General features: G+C 56.0%; 12 protein-coding genes. 1 reads left to right on the plus strand and 11 read right to left on the minus strand.

Annotated elements, in window-relative coordinates:
* Positions 1-114 precede the first annotated feature (114 nt).
* Complete coding sequence (locus tag ACEUKI_RS02275; RefSeq protein ID WP_131218582.1) at positions 115-1,299, plus strand: IS256 family transposase; 1,185 nt, start codon at positions 115-117, stop codon at positions 1,297-1,299.
* A 246-nt stretch (positions 1,300-1,545) separates the two neighbouring features.
* Here the strand turns inward: ACEUKI_RS02275 and ACEUKI_RS02280 are convergent, their stop codons facing one another.
* The 11 genes from ACEUKI_RS02280 to ACEUKI_RS02330 form a co-directional block, all read right to left on the minus strand.
* Positions 1,546-1,728: a hypothetical protein gene (locus ACEUKI_RS02280; protein ID WP_065443404.1), complete on the minus strand. Its 183-nt coding sequence runs from the start codon at positions 1,726-1,728 to the stop codon at positions 1,546-1,548.
* Between the two features lie 190 nt (positions 1,729-1,918).
* Positions 1,919-3,892 carry a right-handed parallel beta-helix repeat-containing protein gene (locus ACEUKI_RS02285; RefSeq protein WP_374156452.1) on the minus strand — a complete coding sequence of 658 codons (1,974 nt, stop codon included), beginning with the start codon at positions 3,890-3,892 and terminating at the stop codon, positions 1,919-1,921.
* Positions 3,893-3,955: 63 nt separating this feature from the next.
* Positions 3,956-4,588: a sugar O-acetyltransferase gene (locus tag ACEUKI_RS02290; protein WP_374156453.1), complete on the minus strand. Its 633-nt coding sequence runs from the start codon at positions 4,586-4,588 to the stop codon at positions 3,956-3,958.
* Between the two features lie 72 nt (positions 4,589-4,660).
* A complete protein-coding gene (locus ACEUKI_RS02295; RefSeq protein ID WP_374156454.1) occupies positions 4,661-6,427 on the minus strand; it encodes a glycoside hydrolase family 43 protein in 1,767 nt (588 codons plus the stop codon).
* Positions 6,428-6,472: 45 nt separating this feature from the next.
* The gene (locus tag ACEUKI_RS02300) at positions 6,473-8,116 is read right to left on the minus strand and encodes a glycoside hydrolase 43 family protein (protein WP_080785952.1); all 1,644 of its coding nucleotides are present in this window, start codon (positions 8,114-8,116) and stop codon (positions 6,473-6,475) included.
* Between the two features lie 46 nt (positions 8,117-8,162).
* Positions 8,163-9,605 (minus strand): carboxylesterase/lipase family protein, encoded by a 1,443-nt coding sequence (locus tag ACEUKI_RS02305; protein WP_013141220.1) that lies wholly within the window; start codon positions 9,603-9,605, stop codon positions 8,163-8,165.
* A gap of 64 nt (positions 9,606-9,669) precedes the next feature.
* Positions 9,670-10,800 carry a glycosyl hydrolase family 8 gene (locus ACEUKI_RS02310; protein WP_013141221.1) on the minus strand — a complete coding sequence of 377 codons (1,131 nt, stop codon included), beginning with the start codon at positions 10,798-10,800 and terminating at the stop codon, positions 9,670-9,672.
* 15 nt (positions 10,801-10,815) lie between these two features.
* Positions 10,816-12,789 (minus strand): sialate O-acetylesterase, encoded by a 1,974-nt coding sequence (locus tag ACEUKI_RS02315; RefSeq protein ID WP_013141222.1) that lies wholly within the window; start codon positions 12,787-12,789, stop codon positions 10,816-10,818.
* A gap of 156 nt (positions 12,790-12,945) precedes the next feature.
* Positions 12,946-14,565: a glycoside hydrolase family 43 protein gene (locus ACEUKI_RS02320; RefSeq protein WP_374156455.1), complete on the minus strand. Its 1,620-nt coding sequence runs from the start codon at positions 14,563-14,565 to the stop codon at positions 12,946-12,948.
* Positions 14,566-14,721: 156 nt separating this feature from the next.
* A complete protein-coding gene (locus ACEUKI_RS02325; RefSeq protein ID WP_013141224.1) occupies positions 14,722-15,603 on the minus strand; it encodes a carbohydrate ABC transporter permease in 882 nt (293 codons plus the stop codon).
* 1 nt (position 15,604) lies between these two features.
* Positions 15,605-16,642: a carbohydrate ABC transporter permease gene (locus tag ACEUKI_RS02330; RefSeq protein ID WP_374156487.1), complete on the minus strand. Its 1,038-nt coding sequence runs from the start codon at positions 16,640-16,642 to the stop codon at positions 15,605-15,607.
* Positions 16,643-16,756 lie beyond the last annotated feature (114 nt).

Below are 16,756 nucleotides of genomic sequence, written 5' to 3' on the forward strand. Positions count from 1 at the left end.
GAGATTTTGCGCACTTTGGTTTGGGCTTGAGATAGGGGCATGGCCCGTGTCCTGTGTACGATTTTCAGTCGCCAGACATTAGAAAACCGCGATTGGAAACGAGGGCACGAAGCCATGTCACAGCAGATTCTACAGGTCGACCAGGCCATGTTGGAAACCACCCTGGACCGGATGGTCCGCAAAAGCGTCGAGGAGACCCTGAACGCGATGCTCGACGCCGAGGCCGACGAGATCACCGGCGCCGCGCGCTACGAGCGCAGCGGGGACCGCAAGGCGTACCGGGCCGGCCACTACGAGCGCGACCTGACCGTCAAGGCCGGCAAAATGAGCCTGAAAGTGCCGAAACTCAAGGGCGCGGTGTTCGAGTCGGCCGTGATCGAACGATACCGTCGGCGTGAGGAGAGCGTCGAGGAGGCCTTGATCGACATGTACCTGGCCGGCGTCTCCACCCGCCAGGTCGATGATGTCAGCCGGCTCCTGTGGGGCGACCGCATGCCCTCGCAGACCCTGAGCGACAAGCTCAAGCGCGTCTATGCGGATATCGACGCATGGCGGGGCAGGCCCCTCGAACAGGATTACCCGTACCTGTTCATGGACGGCGTGTGGCACAAAAGGTGCTGGGGCGGGTCCGTGGAGAACGTGAGCATCCTGGTGGCCATCGGCGTCGGCATGGACGGGCGGCGCGAGGTGCTTTCGGTGGCCGAGGGCATGAAGGAGGACGCGGAAAGCTGGCGCGAATTCATCAAAGGCATGCTCGCACGAGGCCTCAAGGGCGTGAGACTGGTGACGGGAGATCGGTGCGCGGGGCTGGTCGCCGCCGCGGGCGAGCTGCTGCCCGATGCCCGCTACCAGCGGTGCATGGTGCATTTCGAGCGCAACATACTCGCCAGGGTCAACCCCGGGAACCGCGACTGGGCGGCCGACGCACTGAAGGCCGTGTTCTCCATGGAATCACGCGACAAGGCGTTGGAGAAGGCCGAATCCGTCGCCCGGGACATGGAATCCAGGAAACTCAAGGAGGCCGCCAAATGCCTGCGCGAGGGCATCGGCGAGACCACGACCTACCTGCTCGACGACTACCCGCGCGAGCATAGGCGTCGGATCCGCACCAACAACATGATCGAACGGCTCAACCGCGAGATCAGGCGCAGGACCCGCGTGGTCGGCTCGTTCCCCGACGGACGCAGCGCGTTGATGCTCGTCTGCGCGAGGGTCCGCTACGTGACATCCGACGAGTGGTCGACGCGCCGCTACCTCGACATGTCAAGGCTCGGTGAGACCGTACCAGCAGCGAACTGATCACCGCCACAGGGACGGGCGAAGACCAAAGTGCGCAAGAGTTCGGGCACTACCTTTCGGCCCGATATGTCAATCAATCTGCTGAAGTGAACATGAATGCATGTACCGGCTATTGTTGGGAGCACGGCACCCCCGACACGAAAGTGGCCATAGCACACCCTCCCCACTTCGACCTCGGCCAAAAGAAAAAGCCCGGCGAGCGTCCGGGCTTAAAAGGAGAAGAGAGGAAGAAGAAGATTCATCAGATCATGCTTCGTTGAATAGAGCCAGGAATTTGGCGCGCCACGCATAGCGCGTCGAGGCCAGCACCAGACCAACAGCGGTTAGCGTGACGCCAATCGGCGCAGCGGCTGGTGAAACGAATAGCAGTACGGCGTAGGCTGCGGCCAACAGGCAGAGCGACAGCAGCAGAACATGATGTGCGCGCATAGCAGTATCTCCATTGACGTTGTGTAGGTATGCATGGACTTACAGTACTTAGTTTAATGATTTAACCATATATCATATTTGTTACCAATGCAAATCGAAAAGGGGCCGGCCTGCCAAATACTGGCAGCCCAGCCCCACTCAGTGCCACACAAAGGCCGAGGCAGAGGCAACAGTCGAAACCGCAATCCCGTCACTTCGACCAGATGAGCACTTCCCCATCGTCATACGCTGCCAATGGGCCTCGGGCCGAGCATGCACCGCGCGCAGCACCGGTGATATCCCGGTCCACAACAACCGGCGAACCATCGGGATTCTCGAAATATTCCTCGACAATACGCGGTTGGCCAAGATCAGCAGTGGAGATCACCGGTCCAGTCGCCGACCGAATCGGTTCGGGCAACGAGACGGTCATCCATAGCTCATCATCGGTTTCGCGCAACGCCAACGAAGAGCCGTCATCACTCACCACGGCCTCGGCTTCGCCGGAAGCGGCCTTCGCGCCCGAAACATAGGCGTTCGAAGCCAGCAATACCGGCTGCTTCACGCTGCGATACAACTCCTCATCGCCAAGGCCAGCCTCTTCAATCAGCTGTTCATACTCCTCAAGCGAGCGCGGATAGCCGTCAAAGAACGCGGTTCCGGCTTCCGCCATACCGGCCGCACCGGCGGCAGTGCGCAACGGTTTGGCGGAATCGCCCACAGCCAAGAACAGGTTGTTGATGTACCGATCATCGCCACCGTAGACGAATGCCTCGCCGGCCACATCGGTGGCATGCGGGAAATGGTATGGCGTGGATCGGTCCAAGACGGCGGTGTGACGAATGCGACCGGCGAACAGATTGTTGACGAACGCCGCGCCTTGCGCATAGTCGTCGAAACTGAACTCGGAGGCAAACACGTTGTTCATAAACGTAATCGGCCCGTGGGTCACCTCGGTCATCACATCTCGCGTGTTGCGGTAGAACACGTTCGAATCCACCACGGTGCCCTGCGCCTGCCAGTCGAGCCACATGCCCAGCACCGAATCATGCACCCGATTGCCGCGCACCACCGTGTCAACGGCTGCGTGCATTTTAATGGCGGCCACTTCCCAGCCGAAGAACTCGCGCTTGGTGCCGATGCGGTGTATGTGGTTGCCTTCAATCAGTGAGAAGGCACAACCCATATGACCAACCACACCATTCTGGCCGCAGTCGTAGATTACGTTGCCGCGCACCACGTGCCCGCCGACTACGCCTTTCTCCCAGCCGGCATGCAACGCCTTGTAGACGGCCTCTTTTTGGTATTGGTACCCGGACTTGCGATGGGTGCGCGTCGATTCGTTGTCGCCGGTGGAAATCTCCTTGCCCAGCGAGATCGCCGAACATTTCGCGTCATGAATGCGATTGTTTTCGATAACCCACCCGCGGGACCAATGCGGGCCCACCAGCCCGACCTGATCGGCAGTCGGCGGCGTGTAGGGGCAGGCCGCCTGCGCCATTTCAAAGCCGGAGACCGTAATGTAATTGACGAACGGGCGGCTCGGGTAGAAACAGGTCTCGCGCACGTTGATTTCGGTAAGTTCCGCATTCGGATCGGCTTCATGGAAATTGGCCCAAATGGTTGTGGCCTCATCATCGACCGCACAGCACCACACGTTCACGGTGGCATCCGGATCAATCAGAGGCACGATGGAATCGGTGGCGGCGTCACGGCCGGTATCCCAACGCTGTGGGTTGCGCACCTTGTCCAGCGAGAAGACTTCGTAGAAGGATTTGCCATTCAGATACACATCGCCCAGGTGGCGTACCTCGGCCTTTGGGTCCGGATATACGGTCCAATCGCCGAATACGGTTTCCACGTACGGGTTGTATCCGTTGAAGAATGTGTTCGGGATTACGGCTTTCCACATACCATCGCCTTCGGGCTGCCATGTGTCGATACGTTCGGAGCCGGTGATTACCGGGCGCGGTTCGCCCGCGGCCGCACGGTAGACGATGCGGTTCGTGGCGCTCTCGCCGCCGAATCGGGGGTCGACGGATTCCCGATAGGTGCCGGCATGCACAATCACCTCATCGCCGGCTCGGGCGATGGCCGCCGCTTGGCCGATGGTCAGAAACGGGTCGGCCTCGCTGCCGGCGCCATTCGTCTTCGCCGCCTGCGCGGAAACATGATATTGCGTCATTGCATTGTTCCTTTCTCTCCTTTATCCCGGTTTCGCCGCGACAGTTGGGTTAGAGCGGCAAACCTACTGCTTCTCGGCAGCGGCCCGCTCTTCAGGAGTCCAGTCATCCGGGACTTCGGCAATCACATGGCAGGGATTGCCCACGGCGATGGAATCGGCGGGAATATCATGGGTGACGACTGCGCCCGCACCGATAATCGAGTTGTCTCCGATGGTGACGCCGGGGCAGATCACTGCATTGCCGCCCAGCCACACATTGTTGCCGATGGTCACGTCGGCGTTGTGCTGCCAGCCTTCCAGTCGAGGCTTGCGGGAGATGGCGTGGTTTGGCGTATAGATGCTCACGCGCGGGCCAATCAGGCAATCGGAACCGATGGAGATCGGGCCGCCGCCCACAATCAGCAGGTCCATGTTGATGAACGTACGGTCTCCGATTTTCAGGCCTAGCCCGTAATCAAGCCGGATTGGCGGGCGGAAGTCCACGCCCTCGCCGGCCTCGGGCACGAGTTTGCGGAACAGTCGCTCAGCTTCGGCGGTGTCTTCAAAGTAGATGCGATTGATGCGGTCGCACGTGGACTGCGCCTCGCGCGTAAGTTCCGGCAAAATCTCCGACTTACGGTACTGCAACCAGTCATCGGCGAACAGTTTCGCCACATCCGGGTGATCTTGCTTGAGTTGTTCGAGATCGTGCGCCATCGATTGCCCCCTTGCATTTGTTTAACGATTAAACAATATGATTGCACAATATTGTAGAGCGGGCTGAGATCATTACCGCCGCTTTACGCCGATCAGACAACCCACGAATCCGCCGGCCCATTCGGTACTGAGGAATCGCGCATCACAATCTGCCATGATACGAGCATAAGTAACGTCCGCATGCGCAATTAGTGCAATATCAGGCATTGTTCCCTCATCAATACTGTCAGGTGCAGGCTGCCCGGCAAGGAATTCCAAACGATTGCCATGCAAGCGCAATCCGAACCATTCGTTGGCCCCAAGCGCTCCAAGCGCAATGCACCGCTTATCTCCCCTATCGGTGATTTCGGCCGTCAATTGGCCGGATTCCGCTTCCGCCATGACCATGACAACATGGGTGGAATCCTGATGCATCATCATCGTGTATTCGGGCCGGGTGAACGCGGCATATTCCTGCCCGTCGACGCGCAGGAACCGGTAATCGTCACGGCCTCGAACGCCGACTAGGCGGGTATCGTCGAGCTGGATGAGCTCAGCAGAGCATGCGGCATTATCACCAGCAGCGCAATCACACCTCGCAGAGTCCACACCCCTCACTGCACATGGCAATCCATCCTCGTCAACGTCCACGACCAACTTCTCGGGAAGCCGGCCAAGCCCCGGAGCCACGACAGGCCAACCGGGATCGACGATATCGATACGCTTATTCGGCTCCCCACCGTCCAGCTTCCACGAGACCGGATTGTGCTGCCATACGACCGGTGCCACGAACGTTTCCCGGCCACAGTAGCTGAACGTTTCTCCGGGTTCCTCGCCCGGAGTCTCGCGTACGCCAAGACACGCGAGCAGCCAGCCGACGGTCGGATGCAGCAGCAGATCGGCGTGCCCAACGCATTGGACTGGCTCCCCCGCTCCCAAATGACGGTGTGTGAGGATCGGATTGCGTTTGCAAGCCTCAAACAGCCGGTCATCGCGGCCCACCACGCTTCGTTCACCGTCACGCGCCGGCTCAATCCAGATATCTTGCGCAGCAAGGTTCTTCTCAAAACCGGCGAGCGCCGCCGCGAATCCGCGCGGTGCGTGCGTGCGCATTATCATCTCACTGTGCTCGAAGCTGGTGCCGCCCTCGGCGGTCATCAGGTAGAGGTAATCGCCCACCCGGTACAAATGCGGCCCTTCAGCCCATACCGCATCCATGCCATAGCCGCGCCAAATCACGGTTTTATGGTCTTGCAACGTCCACGTGCCTGGGGCGATGGGCTGCGTCCAGATCTCGGTTTGACCATCCCACTGCGGGTGTAATGCCGGGCGCGTTTGCGTCCACCACACTGTGCCATCGCCGTCTTCAAAGATGTCCGGATCAATGCCTTCGGCCCCGGCCACCCAGTACGGGCCGCGCCATGGTCCGGTCAACTCATCGGCCTCGATGACGAAATTGCCTTGGGCGTCACGGCAGTTATCAATATCCTTCTGCGAGCATCCCGCAGCGAGCGCCTTCACCTCATCCACGCGGGCCACGGTGCATACGATCACATATCGCCCGCCGATACGGCGAATGGTCGGCGCGTACAGGCCGCCGGAATCCTCGACGCCATCAATGAGCAGCCGATGAGACATCGCCTCATCCACCGCATTCGCCGTGCGCGTCCACGTCACAAGATCACGGGTCGTATGAATGGGCAACCCCGGCACCAATTCAAACGAGGAGTTGACCAGCACGATTTCCTCGCGCGTCGTATCCCAGATCCAGGACGGGTCCGGGTACATGCCGCGCAGCACCGGGTTGGTAATGACACACGCTCTTGCCTTGAACGTTGATTGATCTTTCCTATCACACATATTGATTCTGGCCTTTCTGTATGGTCATGGCGTATCGAGGTTTGGCTATGAAAGCTCAGGCGTCTCTTCAGGTCCGAAGAACTTGAATTCACTGAAGGCAGCAGTACCACCACGCTTTTCGGTAGGTAGCAAGAACAGGCCTATTCGACATCCGATGAAGTAATCCAGCGTGTAATACAGGTCATAGGTATTCCCCAATCGGATCCAGTGCGGCGCGGATGCCGCCAAATCCGAATACTCGAATGCCACCTTGTCTCTTTTATCGGTGAAATCATAAATGGCTCGAAGCCTTACCGTGTCCCCACATAGATTCGTCCGAGCAACCTCTATCGCGGACGCATCGTAGTTTCCATCGCCCCATATCGAATCGTCATCCTTTGGCTTGATACGTACGCTAAGTGCATATCCTCTTTCCGCGCGCCGTATAGCAATATACCGGTAATAACCTTGGAAAGCCGCCAATCCAGCGAAATCTCCATCCTGCAATTGTGAAGCACCTACTGTGACTTCAGCCATGCACCGCGGCCCTACCGTGCGCTGGGTTAGTGTATTCTGTGCATAGTTCAGATTCGCTGCAATCTTTCCGCCATGCAATGTAAATGTCCCAGTAGGTTCATTGACAGACCAGAATTGATTATGAGGATTGTGATTGAACTGCCAGAAGGGCGCAAGCTTGTCAGATTTGACAATGTCCGCAACGTCTTCAGCAGACTTATCACTATCAGTTGCACAACAAAAACCATCCCCATTCAATGGCCTATACGGATAATCCGCATACGCAGTCGGAACGCTCACCTCAGTCGGCACCCTACCATCGTTGCCTAATATCGGAAATCCGTCCTCCCCGAATCTCATGGGCATGATGGTAGGCACACGTCCCAGCGCCCCACGGTCATGCATCATGAAGGCATACCATTGGCCGTCCGGCGTATCGACCATTCCTCCTTGTGCATCGCCGAGATCATGGAAACCAAGATCATCATCAAGCACTTCACGAGCTATAAACTCACCGTCCAACGCATCGGCCATCAAACAGACCTCGCTTTTACGGCAGCCGGAACGATAATGACAAGTCCACACGTAATAGCGACCATCATGCTTGTATATATGACTGCCTTCATATCCCAAATCAGCATCAGGCTCATCTTCGGCAATGATGCGATTCAGTCCGCCTGCTTTGGGCCGGCTCAGGTCAGCTTCCAGCTCCGTCAGATGCAATTGAGTGTTTCCGTGGACGATGTACACACGACCATCGTCGTCATACAGCACGCTGTTGTCATAGTAGAAGCCTTCAATCACACGCTTCGCCCAAGGGCCGGCAGGATTACACGCTTCCAGTACATAGGTTTTTTGCGTATCGTTTGAAGTAAACACGATGGAGAACAGTCCGTCATGCCAACGCAACGAAGGTGCCCACATACCGCATCCGTAGGCATTGCGTCCTCGTTCTTCCAGATTCTCTGCCGGCGTATCGTCCAATTCGGCATACGCATGTGTAAGGAACTCCCAGTGAATCAGATCGTAGGAGCGAAGTACATCACAGCCGGGCATGAGAAACATCGTGGTGGAAGCCATGTAATAGGCATCATCAACCCTGATGATATCGGGATCGGGAAAATCGCTATGGATGACAGGATTACTACCAGTAACCTTCTGCACCTTCTGCGCAATACCAGCGTTGCCGTTCATAGCCAATTATGCTCCTTTGCTTCAGACCATTGCGAATAGTGATTTCTTAGCAGTTCTTCTGCATACTTACGGATTTGCCGAAAAGCATGGCTGCTTGAGTTGCCGGCTCAAAACGAGTCCATTCAGGCAATAGCACGTCACGATCTGCGATACCGAAAGATTCATTGGGATTGCCGGTCGCCGCGAAGTTCGACCAATACCGGCTCATCATGTTTGCCAGTTCATAGTGCCAGCCGGAGAAAGGACGCCAGCATTTTCCGAGATTGTTGAATGTGAACCATAAATCCGAGGAGTGAAATGCGCCGGCATCGTCACCCGGCATGGCAACGTCAAAACGGTAATAAAAAGGCGGATTGGAGCCTCCCTGCACCCATGCCTGCATCAACTCAAGATTACCTTGTTCCCCAGCTGCAATGACCGTGCCGTCCGCAGCAGTTTCCATGAATTCACCGGTGGTGTTGCCCACAATGATATCGACCGGCTGCTGCGAGCCTTGTGCAAGGGTTACGCCGTACTGATCGGTAAGGAATCGTCCGTCCACGCAAGGCACCCAGTTGATCGGCATGGGCCAGCCTTCAAATAATTCATGATTCTGGTTCAAAGCCGGGAACCGTTCGGCCGCATCCAGCAATTCCGCAGCCGGCACGGTTCGCGCTTCCTCCACTGAACGGACGCCAATAAAGTCGAGAAAACGACTGCCAAGACGTTGTGCATCGTTCAATGAACGCAGGTGTCGGTTGAACATGCCCAAGCCTGCGCCGGACTGCATAATCGCACGTTGGAACAGATTCTCATTCATCGGCGAGCAGATTTGCGCCAATACGCTTGCCGCACCGGCCGATTGCCCGAAAATCGTAATCGCTTCGGGATTGCCGCCGAATACGGCGACGTTGTTCTTCACCCATTCGATTGCGGCGCGCTGATCCAGAAGACCAAAGTTCGCGCACGGCTCGGCGACGTCAATGCCATCCGATTCATGCTGCAAATCAGTATGCGTAAAGAAGCCGAACACATTAAGTCGATACGTCACACTAACTACGACCACGCCAAGACGTGCGAGCGCGCTGCCGTCGAATTCCTTCTCTGCAGCAGATCCACACTGGTAGGCTCCGCCGTGAATCCAGACCATGACCGGTAAGCCACCTTGCGAAGCAATCCGTTCGTCATATTGTGCCGCACCGCTTCCATGCAATGCCGGCGTCCAAACATTAACATACAGACAATCCTCGTTACGGGGCGAGTCCGGATCCATCTGCCATTCGCGACCATAGAAATCATCCGAATCCCATCGGGGCTGCATGGCGCTTGGAGCGAAATCATGCGCATGGAGCACGCCATCCCACGGTTCAACGGGCTGGGGCGCACGCCAACGCAATTCGTTCATCGGCGCTTTGGCAAAAGGAACACCGCGGAACACAGTAATGACTGGATCTTCGACGGCCATGCCTTCAATCTCACCGTACCGGGTACATACTCGTCGCAGCACCATTGCCACTCTCCTTGGATCAGGTCATATCAACATGTAAGAGCATTGTCATCGCTCGGAGCGAAAATTACCATTCACGACGGTACTGGCCGCTGAGTGCCAGAATGGCGAAAGCATAGAGGAAATTGTCATAGTAACGCCGGCGTCCCACTCGCATGGGGGTATTCCACAGCATGTGCACCCACGCGCGGGCGTTACGCACGGCGTCCGGCTCGGAGACGGAGTGCATCGCGGCCAGAGAGCCTTGGGCCGTAGCCGCCAAGAAGCCTACCGGATGTAGAACGCGCTCATCCACGGGTGTACCATCCACCTCATAAACGCAGGTGCGGTCGTGAGTTAGGAAGAAGCGCTGCAATGCGGCTGCTCGGTCACAGAGCGCAACATCAGGCACATTGTTCCAACTCGCATCCAATCCGATGTTCGCGACGGTACGATAAGCATCGGAATAGAACCAGTCATGACGTCCGAATCGCTCCTCCGTATAAGGAGTGCCATCGTAAAGGGCGTATTCGCCATTCATACCGGTATACGCATTGCATGCCGTCTTCAGATATGCACGGCTGGCTGAAGCGGCTTCACTCCAGAATGCTCGATCCTGTCCATCGGCACACTCGGCAAATACTTCATAGAAATGCGGCAGATGGTAGGAGGGGTCGCTCCACTCGGTTTCAGGAATGAACTTGATGAGCTTGTTGTCGGCATTCCACATCGGTTCGCCGTCCTCGTCTCTTCCCTTATGCACGCAGTAGTGCAACAGTTCACGGGCTTGAGCAGCATAATCGTGGATGCCACTGCTGCCCCAGCGTCGGTCGGCAAGGAACAAATCCATAGCGAAGTACTCCTCGCCATCCGGCGCAGGACCATCCGCACGATCGGAACCGTCGGGACTTACCGACCAGGAGAAGTAATGAGCATGGTGACCGTCCATCATGTACATGTGCTTCATGACCCATCCCCACAGACGATCGAACACATCTTGTCGGCCATATTGCACTGCGAGCATCATCGCGTAGCTCATGCCCTCGGTACGTACATCATTGTTACCGGTGTCCATCACATAGCCAAGTCCGTTTTCCGTCTCCCAATAGAATTTATTGGGCCCCTCGAAAATCTCGTGCCAGACTTGTGCCACGCGCGCATCAATCTCAAGCTGGTTGTATCCGCATTCGGCGAACAACGAATGTTGCGTACTTATCATCACGATGACTCCTTTTCACTGCTTGTCGCGAGATAGAGTATTCAGAATCACACGCAACGGCGAAACCATGGTACCGTTTTCATTGCACAGTAAGCCGGTGCTGGGATTATTGCGCCACGCGTAACGTAATTCCGTCGGCATTCGCCCCGGTAGACGAATCATCACTTGATTGTCAACAATCGCAGCTTTTGCTGGAGCTTGGCTCCCGTCTGCCCAAAAGAACATGAACTCGCCGGGCTCGCATCCATCTACGGTGTTCAATTGGCTTGGCGAGATATGCGACGCCGCATCACACAAACAACTGGAAATTGGATAATCACTAAAAGAGAGAACGACCGCTCCATTTACTATCCGGGCTTCAGCCAACACTGGCTGACGAACCGTGACAGATTCCCCGTAGACCAACTGTCGCGCAGCCTGGAATAGTCGCTGTGCAATCGGCTTCTTGTGTGCCGGATGCAGATCATTCCAATCACCGGCGTCGATAGTAACGACCGTCGCCGCGTCATGCACTATCTGAGCGACCTGCCACTGCGCCTCACGCACTACCGACCAACCACCATCCTCAATACAATCGATGGCAAAATTCGGCAGCTGCACAATCAAAAACGGCAATCGATCCTGATTCCATTGCCGCCGCCACAGTTCAATCATGGAGACAAGCATGTCCCGATACAACGGTGCAAAATCGCCAGTGTTTGACTCTCCTTGATACCACAGCGCCGCGCGAACACGGTAAAAGAAGCAGGGAGCGAGCATGGCATTGTACAGTCCGGTCGGTTTCCATCGTACGAAATCCTCACCCGGGCAGTCGCTTTTCACTTCACGCACGACAGCATACCGCCATGCTCCGCTCAGGTCAAACACATCGTCGCCAATGGTCAGCGTCATGGCTTTACCGGGTGTCACACGACCGGTGTCATGTTCGCATACCAGTCGAATGCGCAGCTCGTTGCTACCTTCCCGCAGCATTCCGGCAGCGATATGATAGTCACGAGGTTCGTATTGATTCGTGCGACCACCCAGCAAATATCCATTGATCCATGTGTGATCGGCATCGGTCATGGTTCCCAGCCGCAACTTGGCCGGTCGTCCAGCTGCACAGGCCGGCACGTATACGGTTTTGCGCAGTTCGAGTTCACCCCGAAACCCGTTTAATCCCTGGGCTGCGAAGAAGTTCGGCAATTCGATTGTCCGCCAACACTTCTCGTCAATTCCATAGCTGTCCGTATTCTTCCCAATTCGCGCCCAAGGCCACTGTCCTAGTGGCAACGGCCTGTCAGCCTTAGGTGACTCGGCATATCCGAGATGCTGATACCACTGGTCCCGGGCCATTATACTGTTGGCACTTCGCTCTGAGGCGACACCTTCACCCAGATAAGGCTGCAATGTGCGCAGCACTTCAGGAAAAGCTTCCAATGATTGCTTATCCATCCACGATTCGATGGGCGAACCTCCTAAGGAAACGTTTAGCAGACCCACCGGAACTCCAAGATGCTTACGCAGCAAACGGCCGAAGAAGTACCCAACAGCGGAAAAACCAGGCAGTCCTTGCTCATCGCATGCCGTCCAGCCAGCTTCCTCATGATCGGCGCAAGGGCCGTTAAAATCATAGCAAGGAACCACCTTGTACTGCCGGAGCAGCAAATCAGGCTCGCGCTCAAATTCGGCAGCATATTCTTCACCTACCCATGCCATGGGTAATTCCATATTGGACTGGCCTGTGCACAGGTAGACTTCACCCACGTAAACTTGACGGCTGACCTGTTCTTCACTGGATGTGCTGATATTCAATACGTACGGTCCGCCAGTCTCTAGTGCTTCAAGGCTGACGGACCACGAACCGTCCTCGGCTACGGCACTTGAGACGGACTGCCCCTGCACGCTTACTGACACAATCTCGCCAGATGTCGCCCATCCCCAGATTGTTATTGGCATGGATGATTGCAATACGCATCCATTGTCCAGCAGTTTCGGCAGATGCAGCATTCGAAGCTCCTTCACTTGAAATTGGTTGGCACCACTATTCCAATGGTTGCATTAATACGGGTGCATCTCACGTATATAGCAACATTGACAGGTATCAATGGGCGAAATCGACCGGTTCCTCATATTGAGAAGGTGCCAGCCGAAATGCAGTGCGTTTTACAGTTCCTTATAGTCGAAGTGGTCGAACGTCGCCTCCTTTCCGTATCCGGAAAGGTCCACGGCCGCGAGTCCCACGAACGCGCCAGTGAAGAATCCACCATAGTTGCGGGCCACATGGTCGTCGGAGAGCACGGCCGCATCCAACGTGACCGGAATCTGATGCCAGATATCGCCGTCGAACGAGTACTCGTACGTGTAGGTGCCAGTACGCACCTTGGTGCGTAACCACACGCCATTCACGTCGTCCGGCACTTCGATTGCCTTGTCCTTCAGATACGAGGTATATGTGTCGAAGTCGTTCTGAGCCACTTCAATTACACGTTTGTTTCGCTTCTCGTTCCAAGTGACGAACACCCACGACCAGCACAGGTGGTTGTAGAAGTTGGTCAGGCCGGCCATCTGCATGTAGTTGTTCGGCTCGAACGTCACCTTGGTTTCGGCGTTGAAATCGAACGCCTGCCAACGGCGTCCTACCAGCGACAGTTCAAACAGGTTTGCCAGCGACCCTTGACCACGCAAGGTCAGCGAGCCGCCGCCCACGCGGCCCATGGTCTCAGTGAATGGCACACGCAGGGTATTCCAGTTGAGGTCGAGTTCGCTCGATTCGAACTCGTCATGCTGGCTGTGATCCGTAGGGGCCTCGGTTGCGATGGCGTCGGCCGGGGCTTCGACGTAACGCTCTCCCCCATGGCCGCCGACCACGTACGGCCAGCCATCGCCATCCCACTCGACCTTCTGGATCGAAGTCTCTCGGCCGAGCGTGCACCAACCGCGCACACCATGAGCCGGCTCGTTCTCGTGCCGCCAGGGCCTGCCGCACAGCGAAGCGTAATACCATTCGCCGCCGGGCGTATCCACGAGTGCTCCATGCCCCTGCTTTTGCAGGTAGGTGCCGGGGGTATCGAAGTTGGAGATGAACGGATTGCTCGGCATGCTTTCGAACGAAAGCTCATCCAAGGTTCGCGAGCGGGCCACGGACTCCTGATGCTCGTATTGGGTGCCGCCTTCCGCACAAAACAGGTAGTACCAGCCATTGATGGCGTAGAGGTGCGGTCCTTCGACCAATTTCACATCGGTGCCGCGCCAGATGGTGCGGGCTGTTTCCGGCTTCAATTGCATGGTTTTGACATCGAATTCAGTCAAGGTGATGCCGTCGAACGGATGATGATATTCACGGAAGTCCCAGGTTTGCTGCACCAGATACTTGCGTCCATCGGTATCATGGAATAGGCTGGCGTCGAATCCGACGCCATTGACCCGAATCGGATCGCTCCACGGACCACGAATGTCGTCGGCGGTAACCAGATAGTTCGCGCAATCCTTGAACGCGCCGTTGACGATTTTCACGTCGGTGTAGATAAGCCAGAATTTGCCGTCCGCATAAGACAGGTCCGGTGCCCAGATGCCGCCACCGGAGGGATTGCCCTTCATATCCAGCTGGGAAACGCGGTTTAAGGGCCCGGGCAGCAGATTCCAGTGAACCATGTCGCGGGATTCATGCAAACGGACTCCCGGCCACCAGTCAAATGTGGAATTTGCGATGTAGTAGGTGTCGCCGACGCGAATCATCGAAGGGTCCGCGTTGAACCCAGGAAGTACGGGATTGGAGATCTTCATGGTCTTCTCCTCATTGAAAAGAAAGGGTGCCGTGGGAAGGACCAGGGAAGGAAGAGGATGAAAGGAATCGGAGCTTGAGGGGAACCGATCGATTATCCCTCCCACGGTACGCCTGTGGGATGCGCCGGGCGAGCCCGCTCGGCGACTGCTGTTCGTTCAGCCCTTGACCGCGCCAGTCAGACCGCCCACAATCTTCTTCTGGAAGATGGTGAAGCAGATGAGAGCCGGAAGCATGGCCAACGAGGTGAATGCCAACACAGCTGCAGTATCAACGGAATGTTCGGAGCTGAATGCCTGCACGCCAAGAGGCAGCGTGTACTTGCTGGAGCTGCTAAGCACAAACATGGGCAACATGTAAGCGTTCCAGCTGCCCACAAATGTGAGAATACCTGTGGTGGCCACGCCAGGCATGGACAGCGGGATGACCATACGGGCGAAGAATCCAAGGCGTGAGCATCCATCCAGCAGCGCAGCCTCTTCAAGTTCCATAGGAATGGACTGGAGGAACGGCACTAGGATGATGATGGTCTGAGGAAGCCCGAAGGCAATCTGTGGCAGGATAATGCCAGCTAGAGAGTTTGAAAGGCCAAGGTTACGAATCAGCAGGTACAGCGGCGTGATGCCAACCGTCATCGGAAACATGAGGCCGGCGGAGAACAGCGCGTACATAAGTGGCGCATAGCGGAAACGGTATCGGGCGATGACGAAGCTCACCATAATGCCGAGTACCACCACACCGATCATCGTGCAAATACCGACAATCAGTGAGTTGACAAGCTCACCCCAGAAAATATCACTGTTGATGACGTTGATGTAATTGTCAATCACCCAAGGATCAGGCAGGCCGGAAGGATGGTTAGTAATCTGCGAATTGGTACGGAAACCACCAAAGATGATATAGAGTACCGGCGTGACGCAGATTGCCACCAACACCAGCGAGAAGAAGTAGACCGCTGGGTTGCCCCATGGTGTCTTGGAGGATGGTCGATATCCGTTCTTTACGGAATACTTGTTTTTTGCGGAAACTGCTGCCGACATCTCACTTCACCTCATTAGTTGCGACTACAGCATGACGCTGCGATTCCTTGTCACGCTTAGCTGCGCGCTTCTTTGCCTGCTTTTGTTCGGTCAAAGCACCATCAAGATCACGGTTGAGCACCAGACGCTGATACAGCAGGGCAATGACCAGAGAAATGATGAAGATAATCAGGGCCACAGCAGAGCCATAGCCGTAGTTGCCAGCGTCACGGCCTTCGCGCACCATGTAGGTAGCCATCGTAGAAACACCTGCGGTAGTGGACACGAACTTGCCCCACACGATGTAGACCAGATCGAACAGCTGCAGCGAACCAATCATGGACAGGAACACCCAGATACGCAGGGTGGGGGCCAGCAATGGCAGAGTGATGCTCTTCTGCATTTGCCAGAATCCCGCGCCATCAACTCGAGCGGCTTCATACAATTCCTCAGGAATGGATTGCATACCAGCCAACATCAAAATGACGGCAAAACCAATATATTTCCAGCTAATGAGCAGAAGCAACGTCCACATGGCAATCTTCGGATCAGCCAGCCAGTCGGGACCTTCGATGCCAAAGTTTGCAAGAATTTCATTGATGGCACCAGTCTTTTGCAGCAGAAGACTCCACCCGGTACCTACGATGACTTCGGAAACCACATACGGCACGAATATGAGAGTACGAATCAAAGCGCGGCCCTTGAACTTCTGGTTAAGCAGTAGTGCGAACAAAATAGCCAATGGAGCCTGAATGACCAAGGACCCGATCACAACTTCGAACGTATGTAGAATGGCCGCCTGGAAATTCGGATCGGTCAACGCAGTAATGTAATTTTGAAAACCGATGAACTGACCAGTTTTCTGAGGAGAACCGTAGCCCTTCCACTTATAAAAGCCGTAGTATGCACCGAGGATGATGGGCAAGATCACGAAGAAGCAGAAGATGATGATTGCCGGTGCAGACAGGATAAAAATCTCAATGTTGCGCTGAATCTTGCCATTGTCGGTGCGCTTGGTTTTGTTTGAAACGGACGACCTCCCCTTGGCCGACCCCGACATGCTTACGCTCGTCATTATTTCACTCCATCACAATCGTTATCACAATCGTTCTCGAATTAACGGTGCGCAGGGGGGCATACTGTGTATGCATATGCCCCCGCACCGAATTCATAT

Source organism: Bifidobacterium sp. 2450, assembly GCF_041900695.1.
In the GTDB taxonomy this organism is placed as follows: domain Bacteria; phylum Actinomycetota; class Actinomycetes; order Actinomycetales; family Bifidobacteriaceae; genus Bifidobacterium; species Bifidobacterium longum.